Raw genomic sequence first — 21,957 nt, forward strand, 5'->3', positions numbered from 1 at the left:
GATGTTTACACCTTCAGTAAGTATTCACTCACAGAAAACCCACTCGCCGAACGAGTATGGCAAAGTAGCTGTGCTGCTCGGCGGTGACTCTGCTGAACGGGAAGTATCGCTTAATTCGGGCAATGCGGTGTTAAATGCATTGTTACGACAAGGCGTAGATGCGTTTGCGTTTGACCCAGCAGAGCGACCTCTGACCGACCTTATCGACCTTAACGTCGATAGAGCGCTCATTATGCTGCACGGTCGCGGTGGTGAAGATGGCTCTATGCAAGGAGCCCTTCAGTTCCTAAAAATCCCCTACACGGGAAGCCGAGTTTTAGGTTCTGCGCTGGCAATGGACAAAATTCATACTAAGCAAGTGTGGCAAAGTTTAGGCTTACCCACTGCAAAATATGAAATTGCTGATAAAAGGCACTTTGAAGCTGGTAAGTGCAGCGCTATAATGGATAAATTGGGGAATGAAGTCATGGTAAAACCGGCCAGAGAAGGGTCGAGTATTGGCATGGCGAGAGTGACAAGCGCTAAACAGCTCGAAACTGCCATTCAGGACGCCTTTAAATATGATAATCAAGTCCTGTTAGAGCAGTATATAGATGGCCCCGAATTCACTGTTTCTGTATTGCAGGGACAGGCGTTGCCGTCTATTCGCATGTCCACTCCACATACATTCTATGATTATGCTGCGAAATATCAGGATAATACAACAGAATATTATTGCCCAAGCGGCTTGTCTGAAGAGCAAGAAGCACAGCTAGCAAAACTAGCATCCCGTGCTTTTGATGCTATTTCTGGCAGCGGCTGGGGTAGAATTGACGTTATGCAGGACAACCAAAGGCAGTTTTATTTGCTAGAGGCGAACACAGTGCCTGGCATGACAGAAAAAAGTTTGGTGCCTAAGGCAGCCAAAGTTGCAGGATTAACTTTTGATGAACTGGTATTAAGTATTCTTTCTACCAGTTTTGATGACGTTGCAAACAAGGCGTAAACGTGGCTGATACCAACACTAATCAAGGTAAGCCCGCTTCTGCAAAGAGCGGCAAAAGTAAAACGGCAGTGTGGGGCGGCGTCGCTTTCTTACTGTTTGTTATTGCAGGATTAGTGTTTGGTGGGCTTAAAGCAAACCAGTATTTGCAAGACGAACAGCAAATGCCGGTACAGGTTATCGATTTTTCTGGTGATTATCAGCACATCGATATTACCAAGCTAGAGCGGTTAATACGTAAGGCGCAGCCTGGAAGCTTTTTCGCGCTTGACGTCAACGAAGTATTTGAGCTTGTTGAAGCGCAGCCTTGGGTTTATCGCGCGTCAGTAAGAAAGAAGTGGCCAAATACGTTAAAAATTTATTTGGTTGAGCAGCAGCCAGTTGCGCAATGGAATGAAGATTTGTTGTTAAACCCTTATGGCGATACGTTTAACGACGAAGGCGTGAAGTTAGACTTACCGCGTCTTTACGGCCCGGGTGGCAGCGAAAAAACCGCCCTTGAAGGCTACAACGCCATGCACGCGTTGATTGCGACGACGGATATGACGTTAGACGAGCTGTCCTTAAGCGAGCGATTTGCATGGCAAGTGCAGTTGAAAAACGGCATTAAATTGAATTTAGGACGCCAGGAGTTTATCGATAGGCTACAACGCTTTATTGATGTTTATCCACTTCTGGCGCAACAAGAGAAGGCGGTGAAATACGTCGACCTTCGCTATGACACGGGCGTAGCAGTCGGATGGAAAGACGACAGCGCCACAGATGAAGAGAGTTAAGGAAACCATGTCAAAACCTGCTGAACGCAATTTGATTGTAGGACTAGATATCGGCACCAGCCAAGTAAAAGCTGTTGTGGGTGAATTACTAGAAGATGATCAAATCAGTATTGTTGGCGTGGGCACCCATGCATCGAAAGGCATGGATAAGGGCGGCGTTAACGATTTGAACCTGGTGGTGAAATCGGTCCAGCGTGCAGTAAACGAGATGGAGTTAATGGCAGATTGCCGTGTGTCTTCAGTTTTTATGTCTATCTCGGGACGACACGTTAAGTGCCAAAATGAAAATGGCATGGTACCGATTAACAATCAGGAAGTAACACAAGAAGACGTAGATAACGTTATTCATGCAGCGCGCAGTGTGCCTATTGCAGCGGAACGTCGTCTACTACACGTGTTACCACAAGAATTTACTATTGATGTGCAGGAAGGGATTAAGAACCCTATTGGTATGTCAGGAGTAAGAATGGAAGCGGATGCTCACATTATTACCTGTGCCGACGATATGGCGAAAAACATGGTGAAATGTGTTGAGCGTTGTGAACTTAATGCCGATCAGCTGATCTTTTCAGCGTTGGCATCAAGTTATGCGGTACTGACTGACGACGAGCGCGAGCTTGGCGTATGTGTGGTTGATATCGGTGGTGGTACTATGGATATGGTTATCTACACCGATGGCGCTATTCGTCACACGGCGGTAATACCGGTTGCGGGTAATCAAATTACCAGCGACATTGCTAAAATATTTAGAACGCCTATCAGCAATGCAGAAGAAATTAAGGTGAATTACGCCTGTGCATTGAAGGATATGGTGAGTATGGAAGACAGCATTGAAGTGCCTAGCGTGGGCGGACGCCCAGCTAGAGTGATGTCTCGTCATACGTTAGCTGAGGTGATTGAACCTCGCTATCAAGAGCTTTTTGAGCTGGTACATGATGAAATTCGTGCCAGCGGTCTGGAAGAGCAAATCGCTGCAGGCCTTGTGCTTACAGGCGGTACCGCTAAGATGGAAGGTGCCGTGGAATTTGCCGAAGAACTTTTCCAGATGCCCGTGCGCGTGGGCAAACCCATCAACGTAAAAGGCTTGTCCGAATATGTTGATGACGCTGGATTTGCGACAGTCGTAGGACTGCTGCAATATGGCAAAGTACAATCTGACAATAAGAAGTCCAGTACGCAGAAGACCGGTGAAAGCTTATTTCATCGAGTGCAAAGCTGGTTTAAAGGTGAATTTTAATTTTATTTTGGGGGCGCTATAGCTACGGCATCAAGGCTAGCAGGAAGCAATTAGCCTAAGGGAATGACCTGGCGTAGTGTTTAAAAGACGTACAACCGGAGAGTAAGTATGTTCGAATTAATGGATAGTCACGGCGAAGAAGCCGTAATCAAAGTCATCGGTGTCGGTGGCGGCGGCGGCAATGCCGTTGAGCACATGGTGTCTCAAAGCATTGAAGGCGTAGAATTTATTGCAGTTAACACCGATGCACAGGTGCTTCGCAGCTCAAGTGCAGACGTTACACTTCAAATTGGCTCAAGTGTAACAAAAGGGTTAGGTGCGGGTGCTGATCCGAACATTGGTCGAGAAGCAGCACAAGAAGATAGAGAAACCATTCGTCAGGCGCTAGACGGTGCAGACATGGTTTTCATTACTGCCGGTATGGGCGGTGGTACAGGAACGGGCGCAGCGCCAGAAGTGGCAAAAATTGCTCGTGAAATGGGCATTCTTACGGTAGCGGTAGTTACCAAGCCATTTCCATTTGAAGGTAAAAAACGCACCTCGTTTGCGGAACAGGGCATTGTTGAGTTGTCTAACAACGTTGACTCGCTAATTACCATTCCTAATGAAAAGCTGTTAAAAGTAATGGGTCCAGGCACGCCGCTTCTTCAAGCGTTTAGCGCTGCAAATGACGTATTACGCGGTGCAGTTCAAGGTATTGCTGAACTGATTACCCGTCCTGGTCTAATCAACGTTGACTTCGCAGACGTACGTACCGTTATGTCTGAGATGGGTAAAGCGATGATGGGTAGTGGCGCTGCAAGCGGTCCAGACCGTGCTGAAGAAGCTGCTGAAGCCGCGATTGCCAGTCCGCTTCTTGAAGATATCGACTTGTCAGGCGCGCGCGGTATTCTTGTAAATATCACTGCGGGTCCAGATTTCGCCATCGACGAGTTTGAGACTGTTGGTAACGCCGTTAAAGCGTTTGCCTCAGAGAATGCCACAGTGGTTGTGGGTACAGTGATCGATATGGAAATGACAGACGAGCTTCGCGTAACGGTTGTTGCAACCGGTATTGGCGCAGAGCGCAAGCCTGACATTTCGCTAGTAAGCTCTGAAGGCTCTCGTCTAACACAGCCTGCAAAAGAATACGGTAACACGCAATCAAGTGAACCACGTTCTGCAGTAGGCGGTACAGAGGGCAATCAGGCGCTGAAGGCCGACGACAGTGCACAGCCAGAAAATGATTTGGAATATTTAGATATTCCTGCATTTCTTCGTAAGCAGGCAGACTAATTTAGCTGCCTGAAACGGAAGGGAATTATTTCGCGTTTGTGATGTCTCACCTAGTAAGGTGTATTTATACAACGTGAAAAATTTCGCGTGGATAGGTTGATTAAATACGTAATCTGACAGAGTTAAATCCGTCAGAACGGGTGTTTTTTGACATGTGAGTAATAACTCACTATAATTCGCGCCCGCTTTTTTTAATAGGTAAAAGCTTAAGCAGATGATTAGACAACGTACAATCAAGCAATCGGTACAAGAGACCGGAATTGGGCTTCATAAAGGGGAAAAGGTCACAATGACTCTCCGACCTGCGCCAGCAAACACGGGTATCGTGTTTAGGCGTGTTGACCTTGAACCACATGTTGACATACCTTCGCGTGCGAACGCGGTAGGTAATACCATGCTGTGTACGTGCCTGAATAACGAAGACGGTGTGACTATCCAAACGGTAGAACACTTAGCGTCTGCGCTTGCAGGTTTAGGTATCGACAATATTATTGTTGAAGTAGACAGTAACGAGCTGCCAATTATGGACGGAAGTGCTAGCCCGTTCGTATTCTTGCTTCAATCTGCCGGTATCGAAGAGCTAAACGCGCCTAAGCAATTTATTCGTATTAAAAAGCCAGTTCGTGTAGAAGATGGCGATAAGTGGGCCGAATTAGTGCCTTATGACGGTTTCCGCGTTGATTTCCAAATTGACTTCGATCACCCAGTGATCAGTCAGACTCGTCAGCATATGGTGATGGATTTTGATTCATGCTCATATGTAAGCGAAGTTAGCCGTGCACGAACTTTTGGTTTTATGCGCGACTTAGAGTACATGAATGCTAACAACCTAGCGTTGGGTGGCAGCATGGAAAACGCAGTGGCGTTGGACGAATTCCGCGTACTCAACCCTGAAGGATTGCGCTACGACGATGAGTTCTTAAAGCATAAGATTTTGGATGCTATCGGTGACTTATACCTTGGTGGCCATAGTCTAATTGGTGAATTGCGTGCGTACAAAACAGGCCATGGTCTGAATAACAAGCTATTAAATGCAGTACTTGCGCAAAAAGAGTGTTGGGAGTTCGTAACCTACGACTCGCAGGAAACAGCACCAATTCGTTATGCTCAGCCCGCATTAGCGTAAGAATTTTAAAAAGCCGCCTTACGGGCGGCTTTTTTTCGTATGGCAATTACTGAAATAAATGATACAGTAGCCGAATAATTAATATAAATTTCACCCATGTGACATAAAAACGATAGGTCGAAGGTTGTCGCCTTTGGCTAAAAACACATTCATCGTGGTATGAAGTGGTATGAAAAGAGTGGCGTGAAACAGCAATTTTCTTCGTGGTATGAAACTAACAATTACACTCGCTGGTAAAAATAAACGCTATAGGCACAGTATTAGTGTCCGTACGCTTGTGAGCGCAACCGTGCTCTCGTCTATTTTTATGCTAGTGTCGAGCCGTTCAACAGAATCGGTATCAGAAGATATTGCACGAGTTCGTTTGGCACAGACTGAAGTCAACGAACGACAAAAAGACGTTGAAGCGTTAAAACAGCAAACAACGGTCAAATTACAAGCTTTGCTTTCTCACGTCGCAGAGTTATCTGCGCAGGCTACATTGCTGGACGAGAAAGGTAAGCAAATCGCAACAGAATTAGGTATGTCAGCGGCTGACCTGGACGCTTTCGTACCGGTATCGATACCGGATAACCTTCAAGACGATCCCATCCTTCACGAAATAGCCAAACTAGAGCAATCACTCGATTTGAAGTCTCAACAGTTGTCTATGCTTGAAAGTTTGGTCAGGGGTCACCATATCCACGAACAGAGCCAATTATCTGGTCGTCCGATAGAGTCAGGGTGGTTGTCTTCTTATTATGGTATGCGGGCCGACCCGTTTACCGGCGAACCAACTATGCACAAAGGGCTAGATTTCGCTGGTAAGGCAGGGGAAAACGTAGTGGCAACTGCCGCAGGTATTGTGACCTGGGCTGGTGATCGCTACGGCTATGGCCAACTTGTAGAAATTGATCACGGTGATGGTTTTGTTACCCGCTATGGGCATAACGACACCCTTACTGTCTCAATAGGCGACGTGGTAACCAAAGGGGAACCTATCGCTAAAATGGGCAATACTGGGCGCTCAACTGGCGTTCATGTTCACTACGAAGTAATAAGAAACGGAAAACAAGTCGATCCTCTGCCTTTTGTCTACAAAAAGTAGCGTAGGTAGCAGCCAGGTAATTCTCGTAGACGGTGTCTTTACTTATTAAAAGTCATCAAAAACGAAGAAGCATAATTTTAGAACATCGCAAAACACAACGTGGTTACCGTTGTGTTTTATACGTTTAATTTAGCTGTGCACATTGTGCGGCGCCTCGACAAGTAGTGGAATAATAAAGCTAATGTTTTCAAGCATCCTTCGAAAAGTATTCGGTAGTAGAAACGACCGACTATTAAAAAAATTACGCAAAAACGTAGATGCCATCAATGCACTGGAAGCAGAATTTGAAAAGCTTTCCGATGAGGCGCTAAAGGCTAAGACAGACGAATTTAAAGCGCGTATTGAAAAGGGTGAAACCCTTGACGATATTCTTGTAGAAGCCTTCGCTACTGTGCGTGAAGCAAGTAAACGCGTATACGGCATGCGTCACTTCGACGTTCAGATGCTAGGTGGTCAAGTACTTCACCAAGGTAAAATTTCAGAAATGCGCACGGGTGAAGGTAAGACGCTTACTGCTACCTTGCCAACTTACCTTAATGCTTTGTCTGGCAAAGGGGTTCACGTTGTTACTGTGAACGATTACCTTGCTCGTCGTGATGCTGAGTGGAGTAACCAGTTATTTACTTACCTAGGTATGCGTGTGGGCTGTAACGTGCCTGGTATGTCGCCGCAGCAAAAGCGTGAAGCTTATCAAGCTGACGTAACCTATGGTACGAACAACGAATTTGGTTTTGACTACCTTCGTGACAATATGGCATTTAGCCCACAAGACCGCGTACAGCGCCCGCTTAACTATGCGGTAGTGGATGAGGTAGACTCAATTCTTATCGACGAAGCCCGTACACCACTTATTATTTCTGGTCAGGCCGAAGATAGCTCAGAGCTGTATCGCCGCATCAACACCATTATTCCTAAACTTGTTCAGCAAGAAAAAGAAGATGAAGAAGGTCAAGAGGGCGATGGTGACTACACGATTGACCTTAAGGCAAAACAAATTCATCTTACCGAGCGAGGTCAAATTCACGTTGAGGAAATTCTTCAACAAGAGGGCATGCTACCTGAAGGCGAGTCGCTGTTTGCTGCAGGTAATATTTCACTGCTTCATCATATTAACGCTGCGCTTCGTGCACACAAGTTATTTGCTAAAGACGTAGACTACATCGTTAAAGAAGACCAAATCGTTATTGTTGACGAGCATACGGGTCGTACGATGGAAGGCCGTCGCTGGTCCGAAGGTTTACACCAAGCTGTAGAAGCGAAAGAAGGGGTACGTATTCAAAACGAAAACCAAACCCTTGCGTCAATTACCTTCCAGAATTATTTCCGCTTGTATAACAAGCTTGCGGGTATGACAGGTACAGCAGATACAGAAGCCTTCGAATTTAACCATATTTACGGCTTAGAAACGGTAGTTATCCCAACAAACCGTCCCATGCAGCGTAAAGATATGGCTGACCTCATCTACCTAACGGCAGAAGAAAAATACGAAGCCATTGTTGAAGACATTAAAGAGTGCGTTAAACGCGGTCAACCTACGCTTGTGGGTACTGTGTCTATCGAGAATTCAGAACTCATTTCTCGCATTCTTAAGAAGTCGAAAATTCCTCATAAAGTGCTTAACGCTAAGTTCCACGAACACGAAGCAGATATCGTCGCTCAGGCTGGTAAGCCAGGCGCGGTTACGATTGCGACTAACATGGCAGGTCGTGGTACCGATATCGTGTTAGGTGGTAACTGGCAGGCAGAAGTAGAGAAGATTGAAAATCCAACTGAAGCGCAAATCGAGAAGATCAAAGCTGAATGGAAAGAAAGCCATGACGCTGTGCTTGCCTCAGGTGGTTTACATATCATTGGTACTGAGCGTCACGAATCTCGCCGTATTGATAACCAGCTTCGCGGCCGTTCTGGTCGTCAAGGTGACCCGGGTTCCAGCCGTTTCTATCTGTCGTTAGACGATGCACTTATGCGCATTTTCGCTTCTGAAAAAATGGGCAACATGATGAAGCGTTTGGGTATGGAACGCGGTGAAGCCATCGAGCATCCATGGGTTACACGTGCCATTGAAAACGCGCAGCGCAAGGTGGAAGGTCGCAACTTCGATATTCGTAAGCAGTTGCTTGAATACGATGACGTGGCTAACGATCAGCGTAAAGTTATTTACGAACAGCGTAACGAACTTCTTGATGAAGGGGATATTAGCGAAACTATCGCCGCTATTCGTGAAGACGTTATTTCAAGTGTTGTTGACGAATACATTCCGCCACAGTCTCTGGAAGAAATGTGGGACGTAAGTGGCCTAGAAGAGCGTATGCGCGCAGACTTCGCGGTAGACATGCCTATTAAAACGTGGCTTGAAAACGACGATAAGCTGTATGAAGAAAAGCTTCGTGAACGTATTTTAAATGAAGTGATCTCTGCCTATAAAGAAAAAGAAGCAGTCGTTGGCGAGCAGGTATTACGTCAGTTCGAAAAGGCGGTGATGCTTCAAAACCTAGACAGCCATTGGAAAGAGCATTTGGCAGCGATGGATCATCTACGCCAAGGTATTCACTTACGCGGTTATGCTCAGAAAAACCCTAAGCAAGAGTACAAGCGTGAGTCATTTGCCTTGTTCTCGCAAATGCTTGAAGCGCTGAAGGTTGAAGTAATTACTATTCTTGCACGCGTTAAAGTACAAGCCGAAGAAGATGTTCAAAAAGTAGAAGAGCAGCGTCGTCAAGCGGATGACGTGCCTAAAAACTTTGAACATGAAGAGGCGAATGCTGCGCCAGAAACCGCAAGCGATGCAGTACGCCCTCAGGTTCGTGAAGGCGCTAAAGTAGGCCGTAACGACCCATGTCCTTGTGGTTCGGGCAAAAAGTATAAGCAGTGTCACGGTAAGCTTAAGTAATGAAAGTCGTACATGTTGCTGTGGGTGTTATCGCCCGCGGCAATGAAATTTTCATCACCCTTCGCCCTGATGACGTTCATCAAGGCGGGAAGTGGGAATTTCCAGGTGGAAAGGTGGAAAGCGGTGAAACTGTTCTTCAAGCATTAAAGCGAGAGCTTGCTGAAGAGGTGGGGATTAACGCCAACCACAGCGAACCCGTTATAGTCATTACTCACGACTATGGCGACAAGCAAGTTAAGCTAGACGTTCATCGAGTGAACGATTTTACTGGCGAACCTCATGGCAAAGAGGGGCAACAGTCTCGCTGGGTAAATGTTGATGCACTTAATGCGTCAGATTTTCCAGAGGCAAATGTCCCAATAATTAAAGCATTACAGCAATAAAAAATGGCCACATTACATGTGGCCATTTTTTTTAATTCACGCTTTCCCGCGTCTTGAGCCTCGCTATAGTTCAATGCGCTCAGACGTTGCAAACGCCACATCTAGCTTGAAGTACGCCGCCTCATTAATAAAGTGCGGGTAGGTTTCGCTTTCGCCTTCCCACAAAATATCTTTACCATCAAATGTTCTAAAAACAGGCATGCCTGGTAACAGCGGTTTGAAGTCGCTGTCCTGAAGTGCGTGGTGAATCATTGCGGTTCGATGGCCATTTTCATTTAATGGAAAAGACACATTGTCGCCTAAGCGAAACGCTTCACACTTTGGCAATGTTTCAGCGTCGATTTGACCATTGTTATAGGCCATACAGAAATCCAAAATGGCTTCAGCCATAGTCTGGGTTAACAGATAAACATCTTCTCGCAACACGCCTTGTGGCTGGCCACCCACTTCTATCATTACGCCTTTTTTACCTGTGGTGCAAAGATAGCCATGTTCTAGAAAAGCTTTTTCATCTTCTACCAAAATATTCGCTTCTGGCATTTGCTGCTTAACGTATCGAGCTAATTGAATATGAAATTCATCGGCTTCAAGAATGATAAGGGTAGCGCCCATCTCGCTAGTAGTGTTGTGAATATCAATGACAAAATCTGTCTGTGAATTGCCTTTTGGTCCGAACTTATCGTTTATTGATTTAGCGAGTATGGCTTCTTTGGAAGCCGCTGAACTTTCTAGGCGTTCTAATGTAAATTGTCGGTTTAAGTCTTCTTCAACAAAACGAACATTGGCAGCGAGCGCCGCTTCGTTTGCAATATTTAACGATATGTTCAAAGTGTTAAATCGCGCAGGCATTCCATATTGTTGCCAGTTTCTGATTAGCTGAATGCCACTGGTTTCATTACCGTGAGTACCACCAAAAAGCGCGATTGATTCAAACATTGGGTTTCCCTTCGAAGCGAGTGCACATCAATATTGATATGCACTGAAAATGAAATCGTTAACCAGACACATTGCTAAACCATGCGAAGGCTATGCTGATGTGCTGCAGTCATTGATTGATGAAGAAATACTACATTAGACTGCGGTTGGCGCAAATAGCTTTAAAGGGTATTTCACACTATTATTCAGAAACTTCGCTCGAATATTGTTGGCGATAACGCTTGGTCAATTTTGCGGACCTGAATTGATCTATTATCAGCGAAAGTATCGGGCTGGCACTTGAAACAGGTTTTTTTCCTTTACCAATTCTGCGTAGCTGGCGTTTCACCTGTGCCATTGTCGCTAAACCCGCTAGCGTTTTGTCTTTCCAATTAACAATGGGAATGACACCTTCTAAAAGAGGTATTCTTTGCCATTGGTTTGGAAGGTCGGGTGTTATAGCCAATGCGCTAGCAATGCCAACCATTTGAACCCCACTATTAATTACATTCTCAGCAATGGGTAGTCTTCTTATGCCGCCTGTTGTCATTATTGGAAGTGTGGTTGCATCTGCAATTTGCGCGGCAAATTCAAGAAAGTACGCTTCACGAGAAAGCGTTCTATTGTCTGCGGTTCGACCTTGCATGGCAGGGGACTCATAACTCCCTCCGGACAGTTCAATCATGTCAACGTGTAACGTTTCGAGTAACCTGACCACCTGCAGGGCATCTTGTACATCGAATCCGCCTCGTTGAAAGTCAGCAGAATTAAGCTTTACAGCAATGTCAAAGTCGTTACCGCAGTGTTGCTGTATTTGTTCAGTAATTTCAAGAAGCAAGCGTGCTCTGTTTTCTAACGTACCTCCCCACTTGTCTGTTCGTTTATTGGTAAGAGGTGATAAAAACTGAGCCAATAAATACCCATGAGCAGCATGTATCTGTACACCGTGGTAACCTGCCTTTTGCGCTAGCCTCGCTGTTGTTACGAAGCGCGTTATCACATCGTTTATTTCATCTTCTGACATCGCTTTCGGTTGCCCGAATAAGCCAGAGTGCTTTCCCATATCTAACGGTATATCAGACGGTGAAAGTACTTTACCACCCATTTTTCTGAACACCTGACGTCCTGGATGGTTTATTTGCATCCATAAGCGAGTGTTGTTTCTTTTCGCTTCATTGGCAAGTTCTTCGAATGGCGCTAATGGCGTAGATGATTCTAAAGCAAGGCCTCCAGGACCTGTCATGGCCATGTGGTCTACCATCACGTTGCCAGTGATAATTAAGCCAACGCCACCCTCAGCCCATGTACGGTAGAGGGTGCGTAATGCTTGCCCTGGTAGTTGGTTTGTTTGAGCCATGTTTTCTTCCATTGCTGCTTTGGCAAGACGATTTTTTATAGTGTTACCGTTCGGTAACGTAAACGGTGTAAAAACAACAGATGCCATAGGGTGCTCTCCGAAAGACTTAAATAATGTTGTAATTACTATAAGCTTTAAGTTAACTTTAAGGTCAAGGTTAAATTTGAAAAGAACAGATTATGCGTATTGGTCAACTTGCTGAGACGGTTGGTCTTCCAACAAGCACCATCCGGTTTTACGAGCAAAAAGGGCTTATGCCGGCGGCTGATAGGACGGCGAAAGGGTATCGCAAATACGATTCCCAATCGGTAGAGCGCCTGAAGATGATAAAGTTTGCAACAAGCCTTGGCTTTTCACTTGATGATTTGCCTGGGTTGTTTGCAAGTGGCGAAGGGTTAGATCATCAGCAAGTTATGTCTCACTTAAGAGATCGTGCTGCTGAAATTAATCATTTGCTAAAAACACTGTCGCACCAAAAAGCGCAGATGGAGCATTTAATGCAGCGCCTGGGCGAACTGTGGGAGCAAGGACACTGTATGAGTGCTTGCGAATTAGATGGCTTACTATCAGAGCTTTCAATAAAAGCGAAGTAACCGTTAAGTTAAAGTGGCGACTCACTGAAATGACAGCCCTTTAACATCAAGTGCTGCGTCTTTTATAAAATCGATAAATGCTCGCACCCGTGCAGGCTGCATAACTGCCGGGCTCCACAGCGCATGCATTGGCATGACAAGTTGCTGGTAGTTTGGGAGCAACTCCACCACGGTCCCACGTTGCAGCGCATCGTAAAAGGCCCAGCGCGGCCCTGCATGAATTCCAAAACCATCTTCAACTGCGCGCACCACAGAATGTACAGCGTTGATAGTAACGCCGCCGTAACGTTCAATTTGATGAGTGCTGCCATTTGGCCCTGTTAAATGTAAAGGCTGCTGGCGATTGGCTGGCGAAAAGAAGATATGCTCGTGTTGCGTCAGCTCAGAGGGGCTCATGGGTGTGCCGCGAGAAGCAAGATAGTCGGGGGAAGCTACCAGTACGCGAGGTACATCTGCCAACTTCCTCGCTTTTAAAGCAGAGTCTTTTAATTGCCCCACACGAATTGCTACATCAATGCCTTCTGTGATGAGGTCAACAAACTGGCTCGACAGCGTAAGCTGAACATCAACCTTGGGATAACGTTTGCGAAATTCTAATAGCCACTGGGTGACATACCGCTGCCCAAAGTCGATAGGTGCATTTATACGCAGTAAGCCCTTAGGTACTGCGGCTTCACCCGACACCCCCAGCTCGACGGCTTCGATTTGCGGAAGTAGCAGCCGCATTTGCTGGTAATAACGCTCGCCTGCGTCGGTAGGATGGCTTTTAGCCTGTGTTCGATCTAAAAGCTGGCTTTTAAGTCGGCGCTCCAGTGCCGCTACTTTACGCGATACGCTAGATGGCTCAAGCCCTGCCTCGCGAGCAGCGGCGCGAATGGACCCTAGCTCTACTACCCGAAGAAACAATGCAATATCACCGAACGGGTTGTGACTGCTCATGTTTGCGCTCCTAACACCACTACGTGCGTTGCTAATTATGCAACACTAATTGGCTATTTTTACATCTGCACAAAGAGATTTGCAACACATACACTGAATATGAACTTAGCGAAGCAGCAAAGCACGACGCTTCTAAAACGACATGAGGAAATAATGATGACATATTCAATTCAAGACAAAGTAGTACTGGTTACGGGCGTATCTTCAGGTTTAGGTAAGGTGTTGGCCGAGCGTTTATTGAATGCGGGAGCACGTGTTGCAGGTACATTCAGAAAGCCTGAGCAGGCCGCTGACTTTGAAAAAACGTACCCCGGGAAGGCGTTGGGCATTGTGATGGACATTACCAGCAATGCCGCAATTCAAACGGGAGTAGATAAAGTGATAGCAAAATTTGGCCGTATTGATGTATTGGCAAATAATGCTGGGGTAGGCACAGTTGGTGCCATAGAGGAAACCTCTGACGACGAGGCAAGAAAGGTATTCGACGTTAACTTTTTCGGTGGATTAAGCCTTATTCGTGCAGTGTTGCCACTCATGCGAAAACAGCGCTCGGGTCGCATTCTTCAGTTCTCAGCCATAGGCGGATTCATTGGCGTTCCCGGTTTAGGTGTGTACACCGCTGCGAAGGCTGCCACCGACATTTTAGGGGAAACGCTAGCGAAAGAGCTGCAGCCTTTTAATATTTACACAACGGTGTTAACAATAGGTGTATTCCACACTGAATTTGCAGGCGGTTCACTAAACTACACCGACGCGATAATAGACGACTATGCGTCAACACCTGCAGGTCAGTTTCGCAATTTTATAGGCAACCTGCAGGGCAAACAGCCAAACGACCCAGCAAAAGGGGCCGATGCCATTTTGGCACTAATTGAAACCGATAACCCGCCAGTTCACGCTGCATTAGTTGGTGATGCAATGGGCGGCATGCGAAGCAAGATGGCAGAGGTAGAAAAAGAGCTCGTTGCCTGGGAGGCCAACGCATTATCCACGGCAAAAGCGTAACAACGCTATGCCAGTCATGGCCAGCGTGTGTGTTACACGCTGGCGTTTCTAGCCCCTAAACTCAAGCTTTGTAGGTATGCTGGGGTTACCGATAACAAAGTCATTTATTCTGCATGAATACGCTAAGGGTTCAATTGGTTAGTTTGGTGGATGTAGTTAGCTTAAGTTTCTTACCTAAACCAAGCAATACGGGTATCAGAATAAGCGTTATTGGTGTAGCCAACAACTCGCCAAATACCAAGGATATAGCGGCGGGTTTGAGGTATTGAGCCGTTTCTGAAGTTTCCATCAGCAGGGGTAGTAAACCACACACGGTAGTTACGGTGGTAAGGAAAATGGCTTTCATTCTGCTTTTGCCAGCCTCAAAAAGTGCATCAAACAGTGGCATTCCTTTACGATGTAATTGGTTAAAGCGCGTCATCAGTACCAGAGAGTCATTTACTACTACGCCTGTCATCGCCATCATGCCAAATAAAGACAAAATACTAACGCTAACATCCATTACCGCATGCCCTAAAACCGCACCAGCAAAACCAAAGGGAATAACCGACATAATTATCAACGGCTGAAAATACGATTTAAGCGGAATAGCTAACAATACATAAATAAGAAATAGAGTCATCAATAGCGCTTCTTTGAAACCAGACTGTACTTCGGTGATCTCTGAGAATTCGCCGACAGGAGTCACTTTAACGCCCGGATATTGCAGCAATAGAGCCGGCACCACATTAGTTTGCAAGGCTTGCCAAACTGATTCAGGAGAACTGATATCTCGATTGTGTCGCCATTGAATGGTAATAACTTCATCGCGATTGCGACGATAAAGCACCTCTGGAGTGCGACTGTATTGTATGTCACTCACTTCACCCAAACTGGCAAATCCACCGTTCGGTAAAACAACTCCTGTGCTCTTAAGCTGCGAAATGGATTTGCGTTGCTGTTCTGGTAACACAACCACAACTGAAATTTCTTCTGTGTCGTCCAATAGGCGATGTAATTCTATTTCGCCGAAAGCACCTCCTACTAGAACAGCAAGATCCCTTTGAGTCAGTCCAAGCTGCTGACCTCTTTCATTTAAGGTAACGGAAAGTTGTCGATGACCGGCTTGACTGTCATCGAAAGGATTTTCAACACCTGGCAAAGGTTTAAGATGTTCAATTAGGTGGTCAGCAACTTGCTTAGCGATATCTCTTGAATTAGCCGATATGGCTAGTGCTGTTCCACCCGCAGGTTCATCGGCCAAGGTGAAATTAAGTGAGTAGTGACCTTCTAAGTAGCCCGTCTCTTGCTTCCAAACGTCGAGTATTGATTGACTTGGGATACCTTGCAAAGCAGCTTTAGACAATTCGATAGTTGCTTCGATTTTCTTACCACCATCCACGGCAACCAAACTTTTGGTCACCACAGGCTGATCAAATGCAAACTCGTTTTGCAATCTCTCATTGGTCGCAGTAATCGCTAATTCCATTTGCATTGCATTGCGGTTGGTTAGCGTCGGTGAAGCATCTTGGTCCATGGTGACAGTAGCGGTACCATACCGTCCCGGTATCTCAGGAAAAAAGACCGCTGGAATTGTTCCTTTAGCTAGGCCTCCCCAAGCAATCAACATAATTGAGCTAAACAGTAACAGAGTAGTAAATTGATGCCTTAGGGAAAGCTTTAACGTGGGTTCAAATACGTTTTGTGAAAACAACTGCAATCCCTGCTGACAGTATTCGCGTAATCCAGCAAACAACCGGCTGATCAAATTCGAGGCTGATTTTTCTTGAGAAGCAAAACTCAGGTGTGAGGGCAGTATCAGCTTGCTTTCAATGAGTGAGAAAATTAGCGCAAATATAACTACCGCAGAAAATCCAGCGAGTGTTTTCGCCAGCTCATTTTCTATCCATAGCATCGGCGAAAAAGCGGCAATAGTAGTTAACACACCGAATGTAGTTGCCGTTGATACGGCATTAACGCCCTGCCATGCCGCTTGTTTGGGATCGCGGTAAGTCTTTCGGGCATTGTGAATACTCTCACCAACGACTACTGCATCATCGACGAGAATGCCAAGGACTAAGATCATGCCGAACAAAGTGATGTCGTTAATGCTGGAATTAAACTGTGGTAAGTCCATTAACCAAACTGCACCTGCAAGAGACACGGGGATGCCTAACGCAACCCAGAAAGCCAAACGTAAATCCAAGAAAATACCTAGTATGACCAATACGATGAGCAAACCTTGAATGGCGTTATTGCTGAGTAGGTCTAGTTGTTCAGTGATGTAAGGTGCCATATCTGCCATCACAGTGGTTTCAATGCTGTCGGGTAAAAGCGGCTGAATATCTCTAAGCACGTCTTTTGTCGCATCACTGACGTTAAGTAAGTTGTCTTTTTTGCTGGTCGATATCATTAGCGCTACGGCTTGTTTACCAGCAAAGCGAACAATACTGTCATCTTTTTCGTGAGTACGTGTGACCTCTGCAATATCATGGAGCGTTAGCGTTCCTTGTGCAGAAGTGATGATGGGTAGGTTAGCCAAGCGCGTCAGATCATCAGCGAAACCATCACCCCTTAAAGTGATCCTGCCACTTTCTGTGTTTAGTTCACCACTTCGATATTCAAGTGACCACTGTGTGATTTGTTCTGCTAATGAATGCGGTGACACTCCATAGTGTTGCAGCTTTTGTGGGTCTGGACGAATCGACAGTTGGCTTTTCTTCTTGCCCAGATTTGTAATTTTTGAGATCTGAGGGTGATTTTTCAGCGCCTTCTGCACTTGATTCGTGGCTTGTTGCAAAGTGCTTTCATCCACATCACCATGCACAATAATAAATGAAGCCAAGTTGCCAAATTCGTCGGGAACTATCCTTGGACGCTCAGCTTTTTCTGGAAATCCTACAATAGATTCTACTTGATTCCGCACATTGTCGACTAGTTTGTCTAGATCGGTTCCTGCCGATTTACGTACGGTAATTTCCGCATAACCGGCGTAGGACGCGCTCATTACACTTTTGATCCCCGCCACGCCACTAATGGCGTTTTCAATTCGCTGGGTTATACTGCTATCGATTTGTTCTGGTGTTCCCCCTGGGTAAACCACCGTTATGCTAAGCTGCGAAGGCTCAATTTGAGGAAAGCTTTCAACACGGATATTACTCGTCGTCAAATATCCAGCAACGAGGATGAAAGCCATTAGAAGGTTGGCTGCGACTGGATTGTCGAGAAACCAGCTGGTTAACCACTTCATAACGTAATTCCCTGACTATCGACAACCACTGGCTCGACTTGCTGACCCACCAGCATTGTACTAATCGGAAAACGCACTAGCTCTCGAGTTACTTCCGGCTGTTGCATAAATTGAAAACAAACCCGGCCATCAAACTCTTCGTGGATCTGAATTTGGGCTTTGTTCAGACGCTCGTTCTCCACTATCCATACGTAGCCATCTGGAGTCATAACGGTTGAAGGTGCACACACAACATGGTCTATTTGCTGGCCGATAAGAGTAACGGAAACCATACTATTGGGAAGCAGCGACTTGTCTTTCATGTATGGGTTTTCAATATATAACACCAGCTGTGATTGCTTCGTTTGCGCTGAATGAGCAGGAATTTCATAGCGCAAACTGGCATCCCATTCTTGGCCTTTTTGGTCGGCAACAATAATGTTAGTTTTTTTGTCTAGGGCGCCTAATTTCTGTTTCTGGCTAGGGGATAGCTCCACATAGATATCAATACTGTCACTGGCGATAAGTGTAAAAAGTCTGTCTCCGGAATTTACCCACTGCCCAGGCACAACCCAGCGTTCAAATACAACTGCGTTAAATGACGGGTATATGTTGGTTTCAAGCAAGCGTTGTTGGGCTTGGTTTCGAGCATTTGTTGCTGCTTTCAGGTTGGCTTTGGCAGCTTCAATGTGAGGTTCAAAACGGCCAAAAGCAGTAAGCTTATTACCAGCAGAGACTTGCTCAGTGACCGTTTGCTCATGTTGATAACGAGCCAACTCTAACTGTGCTTGCTTTACCTGAGCATCGGAATTGGCTAACTGAGCTTTGTAGCTTGTGTCGTCAATCGCGACCAGCAGGGTTTCAGGTGTAACCTGATTACCTGGTTCCGAATCGTTGTTTAAATTTAAGACACGCCCCTCTACTGCAGAAATTAAGTCAACTTTCCATCGGGCTTGAGTAATGCCAACAACGGATTCTTTTACACCATAAACTGTCGGTGTTAATTCAAGTGTGCTGACTTTCAATACGGGTTGCTGGCCAGCTGACTCACTCGATTCAACACGTTCTTCTGTCACCACCCAGAGTACTGTCGTTATAAACAACGCCGCTACGCAAACTTGAACTAATCTACGCTTTGTAATCACAGCCTTCTCCAAAATAAATTGCTTTACACTTTTTGAGACATATGTGTATCATAAGTGTATTGTTTTTATGAAACAAGTGTGTCTCATAAATTATTTTTTATTGCGGAGGTGATTTCATGGCTTCAACCACAGATGCGCGCTCAGAACGCTCAAGAATTGCATTGATTCAAGCGGGTATGGTGCTTCTTGCCGAAAACAAAAACGCTAGCCTTTCTGACGTAGCGCAGGTAGCAGGTGTTGGTCGAGCAACGCTGTATCGCCACTTTGAAACGCGCGAGCAGTTGATTGAGGCGGTTGCCAAGCAGTGTGTCGAATCTTTCGACGAGGCCACCGCTTCAATAGATAAGATGGCTTCATCTTATCTTGATGCCATTCGCTTAATGTTCGTGAAGGTAATGCCTATGCACAAAGAGCTCACATTTATCATGAAGCTCGATGCAATCATCGAAGACATTGCCAGCCTTGACGAGCTCTATCATAAGCAAGACGAAGAGCTTCGTGATCTGCTCATTCAATGTCAAAAAGAAAAAAGTATTCGAAAAGATCTTTCTATCGACTGGCTAATGGCATTGTTAGACGGCCTGTTTATTGCTGCTTGGCAAATGGTCGCTAAGCACGATGTATCTCACGCTGATGCTGCCAAAATGGCGTTCGAGAGTTTTTGTGCTGGCGTGGCTAGCAAGGACTAATGCTTTGTTCTCATTAACCGCAATCTATAGGCGCTACCCGTTTCGTATCTCACTCACAATGCTTTTAGTGGTGTTTGAATCCTTGTTAGATTTGCTGTTTCCTTTGGTAATCGGTTGGGCCGTCAATGATCTGGTTAAAGGCGAATATCACGGACTGGCTATGCTAGGTGGTTTAGGTTTAACCAGCTTGCTTATGGGCTCTGCCAGACGATTCTATGACACCCGTGTTTACAGCGGAATATACAGCGATACGGCGTCAAAAATGGTGTCCAATGGTCGTAAAAAGGGGCTATCAGTCTCTAAAATCAGCGCACGAAGTAGTTTGCTTACCGAACTTGTCGAGTTTTTTGAACACTCAATTCCAGGTATCTTTCTTAGCTTAATTGGTGTGGTGGGCACTCTTGCAATTATTGCGACCCTGAATATTGAGATATTCTTTGCCTGCCTTGGTCTATTGTTATTGATGATAGCCATGTACCTAATAACTGGGGAGAAACAATACCAGTATCATACTCAGTACAATCAAATACTTGAGCAACGTGTAGACATTTTGACACAAAGAACGAATACGGCCGTTCGCAGTCATTTTCTCAAGCTGATGCGCTGGAACGTAAAGCTGTCTGATGTGGAGACATTGAATTTTGGTGTCATTTGGTTTGGCACTATATCGCTATTAGTAGCGACACCGTTACTGGCGATTAACGGTACTGACAGCGTACCAGAGGTTGGTACTATTCTGGCTATCTTGATATACGTTTATGATTACAGTGAGAAAGTTGTTACCTTACCGTTTTTTATTCAGCAGCTCATACGACTCAAAGAGATTTCAAATCGCATGAACTAGCCATAACATTGGCTTGCAACACGACTAAAGCTCTACTGTTTGATGGCGCGATGCTGCTCAGGCACACATTATTTCGGCTTTCACCGCTGAAGTTTTTACCGAGGAGGTTAGCTACGAGCTAGGCGCAAGAAAGGATACTTATTAATTTAAGCCAGTGAATTAAGACGTGTTGCATAAAGTGCTAACCCTGTATTTAACGACTGTAGCAAAATGCGATACTGGGCAATTGCCCAAGATGATGGGTTTTGCGAAACGATACATGTTATTTGAACAAACTAACTAGTATTACCATATTTACCACTCTATTATGTTGCGCTTTGTGATTATCAATTAACAAAGTGACACTATGAAATTCCCAATAAAAAAGCTAATAAAAATTGCATCATGTACTGCACTTTTTTCTTTTTGTGCGCAGGCTACCATCGTTGAGTTTGTTACCTCGCAAGGCAATATACGCGTTAACTTGCATGACACCACTACACCCAAAACAGTCGAAAACTTTCTTAGCTACGTTAATGAGGGTGCGTATACAGACACTATTATTCACCGTCTAGAAACCGACTTTGTTGTGCAAGGTGGTGGCTTTAAATACGAAAATGGTTTTAGCCATGCTGCTGTTGAATCAGAGCCAGCGGTGGGAAATGAACCGGAACTGTCAAATGTCAGAGGGACAATCGCCATGGCTAAGGTTGGTGGTAACCCCGATAGTGCTACCAATCAATGGTTTTTCAATATCAACGACAACAGCGCCAATCTCGACGTTCAAAACGGTGGCTTCACTGTTTTTGGGCAAGTGTTTACAGAAGACATGGCTATTTTGGAAGACATGCAAGCGTTGCCGCGCTGCCTAAACGACTTTGGCAGAACGCCCATGGTTAACTTTACCAGCGAGCAGTGCACAAGTGGCGCTATGCCGGGGTACGAGAACTTTGTTACCGTCTACGCTATCAATATTCTTGATAGTAATGAAGTAACAGACAGTGAGCTGAATAAAACACCTAACACCCTGATTGATCAGCAGCCCGGGAACGACAATGGTGGCGATGACGGCAGCAGTGAAAATGGCGGTGGTGGAGCTGCATTCTGGTTGTTGCTTTTGGGTGCGGCCGGATTACTTAGAAAGCGTTAAGGCTCATCAAAACCTATTGTTTTATCAAAAACACCCACTGAGCTTAACCTTTGTTTAAACTCAGTGGTTTAATGTTTAGTGCTTAAAAAAGTCATCTGACTGCTGCGCCAACATGGCCTCAATTTCTTCTACATCTATATGTTTTGGCGTAGCGTCTTCTGCTGGCTTACCGGCAATTTTTCTATCTTCTGCTGCCCACTCACCTAAATCGATAAGCTGACATTTCTTGCTGCAAAAAGGGCGAAATTCGCTAGCGGGTGACCAAACAACTTGCTTGGCACAAATAGGACATTTCACTTCCATTATTTACTCCAGTGAAATACGTCGTACATAACATCTCGCTATTGCGAAATGTTCATTCTAGACAGGAAAATAAG

19 protein-coding genes are annotated in these 21,957 nt (G+C 45.5%); 13 read left to right on the forward strand and 6 right to left on the reverse strand.

The window, feature by feature from the left end:
• Nucleotide 1 precedes the first annotated feature (1 nt).
• From F0261_RS10890 to mutT, 8 genes are all read left to right on the forward strand, one after another.
• Nucleotides 2-985 (forward strand): D-alanine--D-alanine ligase, encoded by a 984-nt coding sequence (locus F0261_RS10890; RefSeq protein WP_014950427.1) that lies wholly within the window; start codon nt 2-4, stop codon nt 983-985.
• A 2-nt stretch (nt 986-987) separates the two neighbouring features.
• Nucleotides 988-1,758, forward strand: coding sequence for a cell division protein FtsQ/DivIB (locus F0261_RS10895; RefSeq protein ID WP_014977223.1), 771 nt, complete (start codon nt 988-990; stop codon nt 1,756-1,758).
• 7 nt (nt 1,759-1,765) lie between these two features.
• On the forward strand, nt 1,766-2,995 hold the full coding sequence (gene ftsA / locus F0261_RS10900; RefSeq protein ID WP_014980043.1) for a cell division protein FtsA: 1,230 nt from the start codon (nt 1,766-1,768) through the stop codon (nt 2,993-2,995).
• 108 nt (nt 2,996-3,103) lie between these two features.
• Nucleotides 3,104-4,270, forward strand: a complete 1,167-nt coding sequence (gene ftsZ, locus F0261_RS10905; protein WP_014980042.1) for a cell division protein FtsZ — start codon at nt 3,104-3,106, stop codon at nt 4,268-4,270.
• A 214-nt stretch (nt 4,271-4,484) separates the two neighbouring features.
• A complete protein-coding gene (gene lpxC / locus F0261_RS10910; protein WP_014980041.1) occupies nt 4,485-5,396 on the forward strand; it encodes a UDP-3-O-acyl-N-acetylglucosamine deacetylase in 912 nt (303 codons plus the stop codon).
• A gap of 208 nt (nt 5,397-5,604) precedes the next feature.
• A complete protein-coding gene (locus F0261_RS10915) occupies nt 5,605-6,483 on the forward strand; it encodes a M23 family metallopeptidase (RefSeq protein ID WP_014950422.1) in 879 nt (292 codons plus the stop codon).
• A 181-nt stretch (nt 6,484-6,664) separates the two neighbouring features.
• Complete coding sequence (gene secA / locus F0261_RS10920) at nt 6,665-9,373, forward strand: preprotein translocase subunit SecA (protein ID WP_171337967.1); 2,709 nt, start codon at nt 6,665-6,667, stop codon at nt 9,371-9,373.
• Nucleotides 9,373-9,756, forward strand: a complete 384-nt coding sequence (gene mutT / locus F0261_RS10925; RefSeq protein ID WP_171337968.1) for an 8-oxo-dGTP diphosphatase MutT — start codon at nt 9,373-9,375, stop codon at nt 9,754-9,756. The genes secA and mutT overlap by 1 nt, the downstream gene beginning before the upstream one ends.
• A gap of 63 nt (nt 9,757-9,819) precedes the next feature.
• Here the strand turns inward: mutT and F0261_RS10930 are convergent, their stop codons facing one another.
• Both F0261_RS10930 and F0261_RS10935 read right to left on the reverse strand, forming a co-directional pair.
• A complete protein-coding gene (locus F0261_RS10930) occupies nt 9,820-10,692 on the reverse strand; it encodes an aspartoacylase (protein ID WP_171337969.1) in 873 nt (290 codons plus the stop codon).
• A gap of 181 nt (nt 10,693-10,873) precedes the next feature.
• A complete protein-coding gene (locus F0261_RS10935) occupies nt 10,874-12,115 on the reverse strand; it encodes an NADH:flavin oxidoreductase/NADH oxidase family protein (protein WP_171337970.1) in 1,242 nt (413 codons plus the stop codon).
• 92 nt (nt 12,116-12,207) lie between these two features.
• Here F0261_RS10935 and F0261_RS10940 point away from each other — a divergent pair, with 92 nt between their 5' ends.
• The gene (locus F0261_RS10940) at nt 12,208-12,621 is read left to right on the forward strand and encodes a MerR family transcriptional regulator (RefSeq protein ID WP_171337971.1); all 414 of its coding nucleotides are present in this window, start codon (nt 12,208-12,210) and stop codon (nt 12,619-12,621) included.
• A gap of 21 nt (nt 12,622-12,642) precedes the next feature.
• On the opposite strand, the gene F0261_RS10945 is transcribed toward F0261_RS10940, so the two are convergent.
• Nucleotides 12,643-13,560, reverse strand: coding sequence for a LysR family transcriptional regulator (locus tag F0261_RS10945; RefSeq protein WP_171337972.1), 918 nt, complete (start codon nt 13,558-13,560; stop codon nt 12,643-12,645).
• A gap of 153 nt (nt 13,561-13,713) precedes the next feature.
• Between F0261_RS10945 and F0261_RS10950 the strand changes: the two genes are divergently transcribed.
• Nucleotides 13,714-14,565, forward strand: a complete 852-nt coding sequence (locus tag F0261_RS10950; RefSeq protein ID WP_216600784.1) for an SDR family NAD(P)-dependent oxidoreductase — start codon at nt 13,714-13,716, stop codon at nt 14,563-14,565.
• Nucleotides 14,566-14,695: 130 nt separating this feature from the next.
• Here the strand turns inward: F0261_RS10950 and F0261_RS10955 are convergent, their stop codons facing one another.
• Nucleotides 14,696-17,794, reverse strand: a complete 3,099-nt coding sequence (locus F0261_RS10955) for an efflux RND transporter permease subunit (protein ID WP_171337973.1) — start codon at nt 17,792-17,794, stop codon at nt 14,696-14,698.
• Nucleotides 17,791-18,918 (reverse strand): efflux RND transporter periplasmic adaptor subunit, encoded by a 1,128-nt coding sequence (locus F0261_RS20225; protein WP_171337974.1) that lies wholly within the window; start codon nt 18,916-18,918, stop codon nt 17,791-17,793. Before F0261_RS20225 ends, F0261_RS10955 begins: the two co-directional genes overlap by 4 nt.
• A 116-nt stretch (nt 18,919-19,034) precedes the next feature.
• Between F0261_RS20225 and F0261_RS10965 the strand changes: the two genes are divergently transcribed.
• The 3 genes from F0261_RS10965 (at nt 19,035) to F0261_RS10975 (ending at nt 21,580) form a co-directional block, all read left to right on the forward strand.
• Nucleotides 19,035-19,607, forward strand: a complete 573-nt coding sequence (locus F0261_RS10965; RefSeq protein WP_171337975.1) for a TetR/AcrR family transcriptional regulator — start codon at nt 19,035-19,037, stop codon at nt 19,605-19,607.
• A gap of 4 nt (nt 19,608-19,611) precedes the next feature.
• A complete protein-coding gene (locus tag F0261_RS10970; protein ID WP_171337976.1) occupies nt 19,612-20,451 on the forward strand; it encodes an ABC transporter six-transmembrane domain-containing protein in 840 nt (279 codons plus the stop codon).
• A gap of 346 nt (nt 20,452-20,797) precedes the next feature.
• A complete protein-coding gene (locus F0261_RS10975; RefSeq protein ID WP_171337977.1) occupies nt 20,798-21,580 on the forward strand; it encodes a peptidylprolyl isomerase in 783 nt (260 codons plus the stop codon).
• A gap of 75 nt (nt 21,581-21,655) precedes the next feature.
• On the opposite strand, the gene yacG is transcribed toward F0261_RS10975, so the two are convergent.
• A complete protein-coding gene (yacG, locus tag F0261_RS10980; RefSeq protein ID WP_171337978.1) occupies nt 21,656-21,883 on the reverse strand; it encodes a DNA gyrase inhibitor YacG in 228 nt (75 codons plus the stop codon).
• Nucleotides 21,884-21,957: the final 74 nt, after the last annotated feature.

Source organism: Alteromonas sp. 07-89-2, from assembly GCF_013113925.1.
Taxonomy (GTDB): domain Bacteria; phylum Pseudomonadota; class Gammaproteobacteria; order Enterobacterales; family Alteromonadaceae; genus Alteromonas; species Alteromonas macleodii.